General features: G+C 47.6%; 7 protein-coding genes. 4 read left to right on the top strand and 3 right to left on the bottom strand.

The features are described from left to right. Positions 1 to 25: 25 nt before the first annotated feature. The 4 genes from hutI (at position 26) to CA267_RS18095 (ending at position 5,911) form a co-directional block, all read left to right on the top strand. On the top strand, positions 26 to 1,234 hold the full coding sequence (hutI, locus tag CA267_RS18110) for an imidazolonepropionase (protein WP_075609484.1): 1,209 nt from the start codon (positions 26 to 28) through the stop codon (positions 1,232 to 1,234). Beyond that, on the top strand, positions 1,221 to 2,168 hold the full coding sequence (gene hutG / locus CA267_RS18105) for a formimidoylglutamase (RefSeq protein ID WP_075609485.1): 948 nt from the start codon (positions 1,221 to 1,223) through the stop codon (positions 2,166 to 2,168). The genes hutI and hutG overlap by 14 nt, the downstream gene beginning before the upstream one ends. 204 nt (positions 2,169 to 2,372) lie before the next feature. Then, the gene (locus CA267_RS18100) at positions 2,373 to 3,044 is read left to right on the top strand and encodes a hypothetical protein (protein WP_075609486.1); all 672 of its coding nucleotides are present in this window, start codon (positions 2,373 to 2,375) and stop codon (positions 3,042 to 3,044) included. After that, positions 3,044 to 5,911: a glycoside hydrolase family 16 protein gene (locus CA267_RS18095; RefSeq protein ID WP_075609487.1), complete on the top strand. Its 2,868-nt coding sequence runs from the start codon at positions 3,044 to 3,046 to the stop codon at positions 5,909 to 5,911. The genes CA267_RS18100 and CA267_RS18095 overlap by 1 nt, the downstream gene beginning before the upstream one ends. Before the next feature lie 68 nt (positions 5,912 to 5,979). Here the strand turns inward: CA267_RS18095 and CA267_RS19065 are convergent, their stop codons facing one another. The 3 genes from CA267_RS19065 to CA267_RS18085 all read right to left on the bottom strand — a co-directional run bounded on the left by CA267_RS19065 (position 5,980) and on the right by CA267_RS18085 (position 14,023). Continuing rightward, complete coding sequence (locus CA267_RS19065) at positions 5,980 to 6,237, bottom strand: DUF6363 domain-containing protein (protein WP_321174022.1); 258 nt, start codon at positions 6,235 to 6,237, stop codon at positions 5,980 to 5,982. A 332-nt stretch (positions 6,238 to 6,569) separates the two neighbouring features. Next, entirely contained in the window at positions 6,570 to 10,907 is a 4,338-nt protein-coding gene (locus tag CA267_RS18090; RefSeq protein WP_075609489.1) for an alpha-1,6-glucosidase domain-containing protein, read from the bottom strand. 68 nt (positions 10,908 to 10,975) lie between these two features. Continuing rightward, the gene (locus CA267_RS18085; protein ID WP_075609490.1) at positions 10,976 to 14,023 is read right to left on the bottom strand and encodes a TonB-dependent receptor; all 3,048 of its coding nucleotides are present in this window, start codon (positions 14,021 to 14,023) and stop codon (positions 10,976 to 10,978) included. Positions 14,024 to 14,354: the final 331 nt, after the last annotated feature.

The raw sequence follows: 14,354 nt of genomic DNA, 5'->3' as shown, positions 1-14,354 counted from the left end.
ATCCATAATCCTACGAAGGAATCACATGGCGTCGACACTACTAACAAATATTCGTATTGCATCAATGACTGAAAACGGTAACCCCTTCGGCGAATTGGACGCGTCCTCACTGCGTATGGCTGACGGTAAAATCACCGAACTCGGCAATTCTCTTAAACCTAAAGCAGCAGATACTGTTGTGGATGGAAAAGGCGCCTGGTGTCTTCCCGGCTTCGTTGATTGCCACACCCATCTGGTCTACGGCGGCAGTCGGGCAAATGAATTTTCCCAGCGACTGGCGGGGGTGAGCTATGAAACCATCAGCCAACAGGGCGGTGGCATAAAAAGTACAGTAAGAGCTACCCGGGATGCCAGTGAGTCGCAGCTTTTCGAGACTGCCATGCGCAGAGGCCGGCGGCTTGTCGAAGAAGGCGTCACTACCATGGAGATTAAATCGGGCTACGGATTGGATCTTCAAAATGAGTGCCGCATGCTAGACATTGCACAGCGAGTAGCAGACGCGCTGGGGATCCATGTTCAGCGTACTTTTTTAGGCGCCCACGCGTTGCCTCCCGATTCCTCTCTTTCTGCTGATGAATACATTGACCTTGTTTGCGAGGAAATGCTGCCTTTCGTAACGAAGAACAATTTAGCTGATGCGGTAGATGTCTTTTGTGAGTCTGTTGGGTTTACGCTTGCTCAGACAGAACGAGTATTTAAGGTAGCTAAAGACTGTGGGCTGAAAATAAAAGCGCATGTCGAACAGCTGTCTGACAGTAAAGGGGCATTATTGGCCGCGCGATATGGAGCGGTCTCTGTTGATCATGTTGAATATCTTGCGCCCGGTGATGTCCCTGCGCTGGCAAAGGCTGGAACGGTAGCGGTGCTGTTGCCAGGCGCGTTCTACTATTTAAAAGAAAAACAGCTTCCTCCCGTGCAAGCGTTGCGGGATCATAACGTCCCCCTGGCAGTCTCGACCGATATTAATCCCGGCACCTCGCCGATTGCGTCGCTGCTGACATGTGCAAACATGTCCAGCGTATTGTTTGGCTTAACGACAGAAGAAGCACTAAAAGGAATTACCGTTAATGCTGCAAAAGCGCTGAGCCTGTTTAATAAAGGCACAATCGCCAAAGGCGCTGACGCCGATCTGTGTTTGTGGCAAATAAGTTCACCAGATGAGCTGATATACGAAATCAACGGTTTTCGCCCTTACGCGAAATGGATAGGAGGTAAACTGCATGGAAAATCTTAACCCCTGGACGGGAAGAATTGACGCAGAGGACGGAGAGCGTGGCCATCGCTGGCATCAGGTTGTGCAATGTCAGCACATTGATGAGTTGCCAGAACATGAAAAAGCGTTAGTTCTCGTTGGTTATCCTAATGATAGTGGAGTAGCCGCCAATAAGGGCAGAACTGGCGCGGCGGAAGGACCAAATGCATTGCGCCATGCGTTAGCCAATCTTCCATGGTGCAAAGAAGGGTCTCTTTACGATGTCGGCGACTCAACAATTTTTGATGTGCTGGATGACACACAGTGCAGTTATGCTAGCTTAGTAAGTTGTGCGCTTAAAAAGAAGGCGAAGGTGATTGGGCTAGGAGGCGGCCATGATATCGCTTGGGCAGCCTTTCAAGGGCTTGCCGCTGCTCTTCCTCAGGGTACAAATATCGGGATTATTAATATAGATGCTCACCTGGATTTACGCAAACCTTCACCGGCTGGAACATCCGGCACACCTTTTAGACAAATTTCAGAATGGTGCCACCAGCAAAAAATGCCCTTTCACTATGCCTGCTTTGGGGTTTCTAAAGCTGCGAATACTTCCGCTTTATTTGATTATGCCAAGGAATCCAACACCCGCTTACTACTCGATTACGAATTTAATATTGAATCAGCCATTGCCACTGTCACTCCATTTTTAGAATCTATCGATTCCCTTTACGTAACCGTATGTATGGATGCATTTTCTTCTTCAGTCGCCCCTGGCGTTAGCGCCCCTGCGGCCTTAGGGATTCCACCGATAGCGGTAATTCAGTTTCTGCAATGGCTTGGCAAGCAACAAAGCCCGCTAAGCTTTCGATGGCATTACAGCGATATCGCTGAATTAAACCCCACTTATGACGCCGAGATGAAAACTGCTCGGCTAGCCGCACGTCTCGTTTTTGAACTTACTGACGCCATGGGATAAAACTATACAACCTTCACACGCCAATTAAATACACATTGAATTAACAATATATTGACGTTTCTTTTTCATATAGTTAAATTGTAAACGCGAGCATTGGTAGGTGAAAGTAAATCGCTCTCTCTCACCCCAAAATGTAAGCGCTACCATTTAATAAAAAATAATCGCGTAGTTAATTTTAATTTGGTTTGTTTGTTGGAGATACACATGAAAAAAACACTACTAGGATCACTCATAACACTGGCGTTTTGTAGCGCATCTGGCACTGCTGCAATGATAGAAAACGGAGATTTCAGCACCTGCGATCTCACCAGTTGGCAAACAGATAGCGATGGCGCCGCAGGCAACCCAGCAGATTTTACTGTGACTGGCGCAGCACCCAACTGTGCAGCAAACATCTACATTGATAACACCGATGCCATGGCGAATACTCTCTATCAAAACCTGGATCTCACCGCTTCCGCAGATTCGCAACTATGGCTGAATTATGATTTTAGCGTAAACAGCGAATTAACCGATCAGGCACCACTGACCGCGGATTATTTTGCCGTATATCTAAATGATGGTAGCGGCATGACCTACGACTATACCGGTAACCTTGGCACGTTTTTCGGCGCGCCTGATATCAACGGCGAAGCTAGCTACACCGGAGCATTTCTTCTTGACGACAGTTTTAAAAACCAAACAGGTTGGAGCATTGAATTTCAACTGTTAAGTAACGTTGATATGTCACCAGCGTGGATGACGATTAATTCTGTAAGTCTTAATGAAGTGACTGCCGACGTCTCTGCACCCGCCACCTTCTCTATTGCCAGTTTGGGCTTATTCCTGCTTGGCGCAAGAAGAATGAACAGAAGTAGCAAAGCTGGAGTTGCATAATGAAAAATTCGCTCTCTCTACTCATTAGCAGTTTGCTTATGGGGGGAATGTCTGCTCCCGCATTGGCTGATTGGACTGATGTTGAAGCCCCGCTTACCATTTCACAAGCAAGACAGACGTTTGATCGCGTTAACAAAGCGTATGTGGTTAACGTGACCATTACCAACCAAAGCGATATGTCAATCAGCGGGCCAATGAGACTGTTAATTGCTAACAGCTCACTAGATGTTGTTCAAATGTCTGGCGAAACTGAAGATGGTGTTCCCTTCATCGATGTTTCTACCGACTCGCTGGCGTCGGGTAGCGCTATGACTGTACCTGTTCGATTTGAATTTGCGCGGGGAAACATTACTTTCGATGCGCAGCTACAACAGGATAGCGAGCAAGAAAACAACTGGGTAATGGTGTGGCAGGACGAGTTCGATGGCGACGAGATAGACTCGTCAAAATGGAGTTTTGAAGAAAATTGCTGGGGCGGCGGCAACGGTGAACAACAGTGTTACACTAACCGCGAGGATAACGCCTATGTAGATAATGGCGTTCTTACGATTATTGCAAAGAAGGAAACCTTTATTGGCCCTGATAATCCTGATGGGAATACGGATAGTCTTGCTACCCTACCCTATACATCGGCTCGGCTTCGCACGATTAATAAAGGCGACTGGACCTACGGCCGCTTTGAAATAAAAGCGAAGCTGCCGTCCGGTCAAGGAACCTGGCCCGCTATCTGGATGCTTCCCACCGACTACGTTTATGGCCCATGGGCAGCATCGGGTGAAATCGACATTATGGAGGCGGTAAACTTAAAGGCCGCTTCTGATGATCCCACCGCCAACGGCGCGCCAGAAGATCGTACCTACGGCACCTTGCATTTCGGCCGCATTTGGCCAGGAAATGTGAGCTCAGGCGCGCCTTACCGTTTACCTGATAATGCCAATCCTGCTGATGGTTTTCACGAATACGCTATTGAGTGGGAAGACGGCGAAATCCGCTGGTACGTTGATGATGTGCATTTTGCAACGCAAACGCAAGAAGGATGGTACGCGCAATATCAGGATGAAAACGGCCAATGGCAGACTGCACAAGGTAGTGCTCCCTTTAACGAGCGTTTCCACTTGTTGTTGAACGTTGCCGTGGGCGGCGCTTGGGCAGGTAATACTAATGAAACAGGCATTGATGACACAGTCTTCCCCCAAACGATGGAAGTCGATTACGTGCGGGTGTACGAATGCTCTGTTAATCCTTCCACCGGTGAAGGTTGTGCGTCGATAAACCCTGATGCGACGCAAGTGCCAGGTGTCCCAACACCTGAAATTATTGATCCTGTTGAAAACTTAGGTGCAGGCCCGGTATTTAACATCTACCTGAACAGCTTGTTAGAAGGTATGTCCATCGGCAGTTATAATCCTAACGGCAGTGTTGCGATTGAAACGGTTGAAGACGGTGAACATGGCAATGTACTGCAAATCACCCAAACAGGCGACACAGGCAACATGTATGTGAATACTGACCCGGCCATCAGCCTTACCCATTTTGCCGAATACGGCGAACTGGTTTTTGACGTAAGAGTCATAAACAATGATGCGGATTCAAGTCTGTTGGTAAAAATGGATAGCGGATGGCCTGCAGTCAGCGATACCACCGTTCCTTTACCGGCTGTTGGCGAATGGCAGGAAATTCATATTTCTGTTGCCGATTTACTCGCACAAGGAAACCGTTTTGCGCCGGGTAACTTCGCTAACGTGGATGCTCTGGTTAATCCTTTTGTGGTAGAAACCACTGGCCCCATGACTTATGCCTTGGATAACATTCGTTTCCAGTACAGTCTTGACGGCGTGGCTACTGCGGTTATCTTCGATGACGTAGATCATCCTCCGTTTGGCATTAACAAATACGTTGCAAGCGGCACAGTTGATATTGAACAGGTTGTTAGTAGCGACGGTGACCATGGCGAAGTGAAACAGGTAACCTTCAATACCAACGAATCTGTGGTGTATTTTCAGACGCAGGTAGGCACTGACAATCAGCCGGCGAAACTGGATGTCAGTAATTTCGACACCATTGATTTTGATCTTTTAGTGCTGAATGACGATCGTGCAGAAAGAACCTTTAATGTCAAAATGGAATGTGGAAACCCCTGCGGTTCTGGTGATTTTCCTATTGAAGCTCCAGCGATCGGGGAATGGAAACATTACTCTATTCCTATCGCTGATCTGGTTACTCATCCAGGTTCTTCTTTGGACTTAACTCAGGTTGATACGCCTTTAGTGGTTTTTCCTGCTTGGGGAAATCAGCAAGGCGTGGTAATGCAAATAGACAACGTAAAACTTGTCGGCGATGGTGATGATTCGAACAATACGCCTATCAACGTCACTGTCTCAGATACCTTTCCTATCTTTGACGATGGCTTTACCGAAGGATGGAGCCTGTGGGATTGTTGCGCCAATGCTGCAATTTCCGTTGTACAAGACGCTGAGCGTGGTCCCGTTGCTAACGTAGATTTTTTTGGACCTGCGCCCACTGTCTCAGGACTTAGCGCCACATTGCCGCACGATTTGACAGCGGTTTTTGAAGGGACCCTGGAGTTTGACATGAAGCTTGTGTCACCATCCAATGATCCGGGCGCACTGCTGCTTATGAAGGTAGAAGGTGCTGATGGTAGCTTTGCGCAACTTGAGTTAGTTCAAAGTAATGAAGGCGCACAACCTCAAGTTGGTCAGTGGCAGCATTTTACCTACGATCTTAGTACGTTAGCTAACATGGGTCTCAACTTAGAGAAAGTGAAACTTGTATTGATATTTCCAGAGTGGGATAGAGCCCAGGGTGCGGTTTATCAGCTAGACAATATTATTGTTAACGCTGATTAAACAGCCGATGAAGAACCTGCAGTTGCCGTTTCAACTGCCAGGTTCTTCCACTGTAGCGGTTATGAGGATCACACTCCGCCTATAGCTTGAGCAACGGTTAATGGTTCATTTTCTTTAATACCGCGTAAATGCGCGCCTGCCGCTTTCTTTCCTTCACGATAGCCTAACGTGAGCTTTAATTTATCCATAGTGAGTGCCCTGATTTTAAAATGTTCCGAAGGAGCAAGAATTGTCACCTTGCAATCGGCCGGTGGATTGTCCATAAATTGCAAAGCGTCGTTGTAGATCTGTGGCCTGTTGAGGCTCTGCGTAGAACTTTGAAACAACCAGCCGCCGTTGGCAACAGGTTTAGTATCCTATACATAAAGCTGATTCGGCTCGAAAAGTGCGAAGTTTCTTTTCCTCAACCAGGCAGGGCGGAATCGCAGATGCTTTGTGCAATAAGTGAAGATCTCGTCGCCGAACTTCTGGAGCAGGAGCACGCTAACAGAGCCAGCGAAGATAATTTCACGGTTTTTTAAGACTTCCTGTTTTTCTATCGCTGGCGCAAATGGGTCCATCCATGCGCTTATCGTTCCCATCTTGTCGCACATAAAGCTATTTAAATAAAAAAAGCCGCTAAGAGTAGCGGCTTAAATTATTTGTTTCTGAATGATCACTATATCGGGATCACCGTTACTATTGGCGCAGAACCGTCCGGCCCCGCGACTTCAAACCGATAAGTGCCAGCAGGTAAATCCAAGAACAAATTTATATTACTCGTCCCTAAAACCTTGGCCGAATTGGCGACAATCCCATTACTTATCGCATCTTCGGGAGTGCCGAAATCAATAGTAGCCCAATCTTCAGACGCTACTTTAAACTCGGTGGCTCCTTTACTTAACGTAATTTCAGTACTGTAGATACCGCTGCCCTGATACACCAGCTCATGCTCGGTGCCCCACTCGTTCATCCCACCACGAATAAACACTGGCGTGGTGCCAAAAAATGCTGTTTCAAACACCTTTACCACTGGCTGTTCGGCGTTGCTCATATTCAGTATAAAGCTGTATTCAGCGTCTTCCTCCACAGTGATCTGCAGATTTTCGCTGGTATCTGCTACCTCGGTTGTTCCCCCTATTATCACCGTTTTATCAACATATGCAGCACTGATAGCGCCAAAATTAACCGTCGACCAGTCATCTGAAGCCGCCTTAAAATTGTAGGTCCCCGCAGCTAACGATAATGTTGCAGAATATTGGCCGCGGCCCACGTAGGTAAACGCATTGTCAGTGCTCCAGTCGTTAAAGTCGCCACGCAGAAACGCGGTAGTTCCCGCCAAAGGTTCTTCATTAACAATGGTAATTTGCGGTGATGCTGGATCTATAGCATTAAAGCTGAAGAGATAAGTCGCACTCAAGGCTGGAGTAAAGACCAGATTATTATTACTCGTTGCTAATACTTTTTCTTCATCTTCAACAATAGCAACGTTCGCAGAATCAGGCGCACCAAAGTTCACGGCAGTATAGTCATCAGATGCAACTTTAAATTCATATTCCGTCCCTGCGGTCATCTTCAAAGACACCTGGTAAACGCCGCCTCCCTGATAGATCATCGGATTAAGTGTTCCCCACTCATTCATGTCGCCTCGCAGAAATACTGCAGTATCTCCAAAGGGAACCACATCAGGTGCACCGGAAGTAGCATAAGCTGATAAGCCATAGCCTTGCGCTCCTGCTTGCGATTTCACAAAGACCGCCATAGTGAGGGCGGGTACGGTGATGGTTCCGTTACCTGCGTCGTCACCCTCCCCTTCAGCGAAAAACGCGCCGCGTACGTTTGCATCTACCGAATTCATCTGCACAGGGTGCAGGTTAAAGCCGGTCGCTGAACTGACCTTTATCGACTTTTCTTCATAACCGGTATTCACCACTACCACTAACGCGTCCAGCATAGGATCAATATCAGTAAGAGTGATATCAGAATCTGGCGATACGCCATCATCAATACTCATCACAATCAAACCTTGCTGTTGGGATTTTCCAATATTATGAAAGCCCACACGGTCGATAACGTCTTGCATAGTGGTAAGCCTGAAAAGCGGGCTCTGTGACCGAATACTGAGAAATTCATTGAACACTGCAGAAGCAAACTCGATGTCACTCATGGTCGCTGCTCGCTGGGAAGAATTAATGAACTCGCCCATTTCTTTCCAGCGAACGTCGTTGTCCTCAGCTAATGGTAGTCCGACGTTCCAGTTGTTGGTGTTGTAAGTAAAATCGAGGTAGTTGAACCAATCGCCTGAATCGTAGCTGTTGCGATCCATCGACTTGGAGCGCAACATGTCACCGCCCATTTGCAGAAATGGTATTCCCTGAGACATCAGCGGAAGGCCGATCCCGATATTCTGCGCTCGCACGCGTTCAGAGAGGGAGAGATCCATTGGTAACGTGTAGTTGAACTGATCCCACAAGGTTTCATTATCATGTTTGGACACGTAATTGATGATGTCTGCGGGATCGGTGGCGTAACCGCCAAGATTGCTGGTGGCAGTGGCAGCGCCGTTTGATGTTTTTAGAACGAATTCGGTTAAGGTTCCAGCCATTCCCACTTTCACCCTGTCCTGATCACTTAGTGCCTGATCGCTTTGAGGATTGAAAATATTCCCTTGACGGACTGCCTCACGAATACGATCGTTAAAGGTGCCGATTTCAGTGCCAGCCATATTTAGCTGATTTGCCTGCTCGTAGCCCCGGTCTTCCTTCAACCAGCCTTCGCCGTAAAAATAGGTATCAGAGTCCACCTCTTGAACCGCCGCTTTTAGACGCACCATTGTCTCTTTGGTTGCCTGACTCATTATGTCGAAACGAAACGCATCAAATTTATATTCCTGCGCCCAGATGAGCAATGAGTCCTTCATCACCTTTTCCATCATGACGTTGCGCGGCTCAGTATCCTCACAACAGGTTTCCTGCACAATCGCGCCGGTTTGCACGTCGTATCGATGATAATAACCTGGCACTACTTTATCCAAGACTGACTTAGGGTATACTCCAGAGGTACTGGTGTGATTGAAAACCACATCCAAAGCTACACGCAGACCTAACTCATGAAGCGCCTGAATCATTGCGCGCATTTCTACTATTCGTGCCACGCCTTCAGCATCAGATGCATAACTGCCCTCTGGCGCACTATAATGTTGAGGATCGTAGCCCCAGTTGAAGGTATCTACGCCTCTGATTTGTTGAGTAAGAGCTTGCGCTTTTTCGGCTTCCGCCAACGGATCGTAGCTGTTATACACATCCAGCAGCACACTCGTTGCAGGTTCTTCGTCACAGATTGGCGCTTGCCCGTTTAACCGACACAGGTCACCAACGGTGTTGTATAAGGAAACCGTATTTGCAGGGTCCTCGTCGACGGTGGCTATGTCGTTGGAAGGTAAAATATGAAAGTGGGTAAGCCCCGCTTCAACCAGCTTTTGTAAATGCGTGACTGGCGCTGTGCCTTGTTCAGTAAACGCCAAGTATTTTCCACGGTTTGCTGGTGAAGTGGATTCGTCCCGGGCGCTAAAGTCACGAATATGGCCTTCATAAATCACTGCATCTTCCGGATTAGCAATAGTGGGAATGGCCTGAGTTTCCCAGCCCTGCGGTTTTAAATCCTCATCTTGCAGATTGACAAAGCGAGAGAAACGGCCGTTGGTAGTTAAAGAGACAGAATAAGGGTCTGTGACTTCAAGGGTTTCAAGGGTTTTTGTTGCTGGATGATACACCACCACCTGATATCGATATAACGCCCTATCTAAATCCATATTTCCCTCATAGCGCCATACGCCTGAAGTATCATCTCGGGTCATGGTAAAGGAATTTGCCAGGGTTTTGCTGTCGGAATAGGTAAGTAGTGTTACACTTTGTGCTGTAGGTGCCCAGACCGCAGCAGTAATGCCAGTATCGGTATATATAGCACCCAACTGCGTTTCATCAGCATCATCTTCTTCGCTAGTATATAGCGCGTCCAGCGCTTTCGCAGTTTGCACACCGGTCGCCGCCACCAACGTACCCTCGCTGTTATATCCCGCAAGAACCACCTGATAAGTGAGAAGTTGTTTAGCTTCTTCTGGCGTCCACTGTCCACTCCAGGGGGCAAGGGCGGCTAAGTGTGGTGCTGTCGCAACTTGATCATCTGATAAGCTCGCTGGTACCAGCTCGATAGTCGTGCCATTCAGTCCCTCTTCCAGCGTCACGGTTAAGGTGGCATTTTCTGAATAATGTAATTTTACACTTTCAACTCCTTCAGGTGTATTCCACAGCAGAGTGTTCGTATCCAGCCAGTGCGCAGCTACCCCTTCTATTTCAACAGGTTGAGGCCCTAGTGACATAATAGGAAACCCAAAAATCGTGGCTTCTCCGGACAACGTGAAATTCATTCGCGTATATTTTTCATCATCCTGAATCAGTGAGCCTTGGAAATCACCGCCACCGAGCTCCTTACCTGCGTCGTCAGTACCTTTATGGACAATGAAGTTGTGGCAGCTACCATAGTTTTCTTTTAGCTCCAGCACCCAGTAAGCCCCATAATTAGGATCAATACCCGTGGGTTGTCTGCCATTCGCCCAATCGGAGTCTGCATCAGCGTATGCATCGCACTCATCATTATTCCATGTATGAAGACGCCATCCTTCATAGGCGGGATCATTGGCCGAATTATCAGCATCCACTGAGGCTCTGTTGAAATACAGCACCGCCTGTTGATCGCCAGGGAAAAAAACGGGATCCGGCAGACTTGGATCAGCCCCAACTACACAGGCATCGTTGGCTTCATTAGGTACTGTAGGTGGGTCACAGGCAATAGGCGGCGGTGCAACGCAACTGGTTCCGGCAGCATCTGGCACTTCCGGCGCGTCACAGGTTAGCAGGTCGTTATCGCCTGATTCCACCTCTGAACCGCCACACGCGGTGAGCAACAGTATTGAATATATTAGCGCTGTCAGCGCAAGTGTTCGTTTGAATGAAAGCATGGCTTGTCTCTGTAAACTAAATGTCAGAAATGATTTCCCGAAAAAGCGTTGTAATTTTTCTATCGTCTTCATAGCGAGTAAGTCATCCCCAGAAAGTATTGGGTGCCAAAGAACTGAATCGTTCCGGTTTGTTCAGGTGAGGTAAAGTAGCTCTTGGTAGGTTCGTCGGTAAGGTTATTTACCTGAAAAAGGACGCTCAAATTATCGTTAATGTTGTAAGACGCTTGATAATCGATCACCAATTCCGCATCAAAATTTACGGTTTGATCATTCACCGCAACCTGCTCTGACACAAAAGCATCCCGATACCTGCCTGAGACACGGGTTTCAAAACCTTCGTAGTCCCAGAACAATGTCAACGTAGCAACGTTTTCTGACAAACCTGGCAAGCGGCTGGAAAATACGCCATCGCTCAACGTGCGCTGAATTTCGCTTTCGGTGTACGAATAACTGGCACTGATCCCTAATCCTGCAAGCGCGCCAGGCAACATGCTGTAAATTTGCGTATAAGCCACTTCTACACCGCGAATATAACCGCCTTCGGCGTTATTAATGGCGGTCTCGTAAAGACCATTTTCGGTGGGTACAGAGATAAATAGAGGATCGCCATTTTCATCCCTGGCCAGCTCCGGTTCTTGTCCTGAAAATTCAGCTTCTAAGTAGACGGGAACCTCGACAGCTTCGGGGATGGTAAAGCCGTTCCCCTCAAAGTCGTACGGCTCAATGGCGATATTTTCAATAAATGATTCAATATTTTTATAAAATGCAGCAACAATAATCGCGCCTTCGGTTTCTTCAAAGTAGTATTCGTAAGAAACGTCATATTGGGTTGCGTAAAACGGATCCAGATAGGGGCTGTTGCGGGCGGAGCCATTTACTTTGGCAGTGGGTTGAGACAGCGTAATCTCGTTAGAGTCCCGGTTCATTGTAGCGGTAACGGTTTCTACCGAAGTAGAAGAATTTGCTGCAAAACGGTTGATAGGCGCGCGCCCCATCACTTTAGCCGCAGCTACTCGTAGTTGAGTATTGTCGGTCAATTTGAAATTAAGATTAATAGAAGGCAATACGTCAGTGAATTCGTGGGCGAGAATCGTTGGACGGTAAAAGTTATTGATTAAGCCCGCTTCATCCACGATATTTTGTGCGCCTGCTAAAGGATCGCTCATTTCTACCGTTGTTCCCGTATCTGGATCGGTGACAAGTTTAGTAGCTCGTTGCAACGTAGTTGACCGTTGCTTCGAGCGTACATAACGAATACCCACGTTGCCGGATACCGGAATATCTCCAATTTGTGTATCGATATTGGCCATTAAATAGGCAGCATTAACGGTTTCAAATACAGTGCCGCTTTCCTGCACCGTCCATTCAGAGGCAGGCCCGGTGCCGCCATTGATGACACCTGCAGCGCCGACACCCCACGTTTGTACAGGCTGCGGTGCTCCATCGGGGAACCATGCTGCTAATGCCGCGTCTTGATTAACAGACAAGTAACTGGGGAAGTAGCTAAAATCTCCCGACCAATCTACCGTTTCTACTAAGCTTTCATCAAGGGGTAACGGCGGTTGACTGACGGAAAATCCGCCATCATTTCCAAATTCAAAGATAGAACGGTCATTACGATATTCCCGATCTGAGTAGCGGTAACCGAATTCCATCGACGATAATAATGGCAGATCAAGATAATATTGAAAGTCCGCTCGATAAGCGTCTAATTCGTCTTTGTTTTCATAAGGGTAAATGCCGTATTTACTCATCATAATCCGGCTGGTGTCAGCAAAAGCGTCGAACTGGCTGAATCCGATGTCTGGTAAATTCTGCCCATTTAGCAAATAGGAAATCTGAACATTTTCGTCAAAGGCAGGGCTGGCTGCTGATGCATCTTCAGACACCAGTCCCCACAGCAAGCCATTGCGAAAGTCGCTTTGCGCTTTTGATAGCGATACATCGAACTGAGCTGCAAGATTCTCAGTAATTTGCCAGTTGGCGTTAATTCCGTAGCTTTCCACCTGATCAGTATCGTGATTATCATCATTCACCATCTCCACACGAGTAAAGCTGTTATCTGTGCGAGTAAAAGTGCCACCCACCACACTGTTGTTAACAATAACCGGATTAGTAATACTGGCGTTAACGCCGCCAAACTTTACTCGCAGTCCTCTGGCAAAGGTTTCTGATTCAAATCTGGATACAAAGGCATCAGCTTTTAGGCGAAAGTTATCCAGCGGCGCCCACTCAATGGCAGCAATGTAGCCATTGCGCGTTTCTTTGCCACCCCGGTGCTGCATTTCGAATCCTTCGCTAATCAGTTCGCACTGCGGGCAATCAGAGCCGATGTTCTCCACATCACCCTCTACGCCATCCACATCCACCTCACCGTTGTAGGCCAGGCCGACAAATTGAGTGGAAACGCTGGGTTGAAGCAACCGCGCGTAGCCCATTGAGACACCCAAAGTATCCTCAAGAAATTTGCCCTGATAGGACAAGCTGAGTCTATGACCGTATTCTTCAGCGTCGGGAATTTCATCAGCGCGGTCGTTAAACATTCCGCGCACGTTAACGTTAAAAGTATGGGTTTGTTCGTTAGCGAGCGGGCTGGCAGTTTGAAGCTCGACGGTACCGGCAACGCCTCCTTCTATTAACGATGCCTTTGGTGACTTATAAACCGCGGCAGAGCTAATCAGTTCTGAGGGATACTGGTCAAATTCAATAGCACGACTGCCGCTGGTCGAGACCTGCTCCCTGCCGTTGAGCGTGGAAAAAACAAAGTCTCCGGCAAGGCCCCGAATGTTAATTTCTGCCGCTTGTCCACCCGTACGTACAGCGGAAATACCGGGAAGCCGCGTCAGAGCATCAGCCATCGACACATCAGGTAATCCCCCTAGATCGTCTGCTGAAATTTGCTCGGATACGGTATCGCTGTACCGTTTCTGGTTAAGCGACTGAATGAGACTGGTGCTATATCCCCTTACCTCAATTTTCTCGATGGTGTCTTCCTCTGCACCTTGAACCTTTGAGGGTTTTTGTTCGCTTTCCTGAGCGAAAAGAGGTTGGCTGAAAAAAGCCAGCCCGCTCGTCATCAGAGCCAGCGAAATAATACTGGGTTTGAAAGTTTTCATTTGGCATTTCCCGTTGCTTATTATCTGACAACCGGGTTACCGCCCCCAATTGTCTTTTTTATTTCAGTGGGAATACTAGCCTTTAGTACGAAAAAGAAACAATGCACTGCATACGTATTCAGTAACATTAAATTACCTTTTATTAACATTCGGCGGGAGTTACGCGGACAGGAACCTTAGAAAGTTGATTACCCCTTGATCTCACAGGTGTTCCTATGAGAATCTTTTTACTCAGATTTGTTGCAAGGTGATGTGGAAAATCGTGCGGGTTAAATAAATGTGGGTATTTTGTATTACCGGCCCATGAGGGGAAGCCTGAGCCGATCACAAA

It is taken from the genome of Alteromonas pelagimontana (genome assembly GCF_002499975.2).
Taxonomy (GTDB): Bacteria; Pseudomonadota; Gammaproteobacteria; order Enterobacterales; family Alteromonadaceae; genus Alteromonas; species Alteromonas pelagimontana.
This window is presented reverse-complemented; position numbering and strand designations above follow the sequence as displayed.

Excerpts from the sequence above, each read along its gene's own strand:
- hutG (WP_075609485.1), top strand. The coding sequence starts at position 1,221 with ATGGAAAATCTTAACCCCTGGACGGGAAGAATTGACGCAGAGGACGGA.
- CA267_RS18085 (WP_075609490.1), bottom strand. The coding sequence starts at position 14,023 with ATGAAAACTTTCAAACCCAGTATTATTTCGCTGGCTCTGATGACGAGC.
- CA267_RS18100 (WP_075609486.1), top strand. The coding sequence starts at position 2,373 with ATGAAAAAAACACTACTAGGATCACTCATAACACTGGCGTTTTGTAGC.
- CA267_RS18095 (WP_075609487.1), top strand. The coding sequence starts at position 3,044 with ATGAAAAATTCGCTCTCTCTACTCATTAGCAGTTTGCTTATGGGGGGA.
- CA267_RS18090 (WP_075609489.1), bottom strand. The coding sequence starts at position 10,907 with ATGCTTTCATTCAAACGAACACTTGCGCTGACAGCGCTAATATATTCA.
- hutI (WP_075609484.1), top strand. The coding sequence starts at position 26 with ATGGCGTCGACACTACTAACAAATATTCGTATTGCATCAATGACTGAA.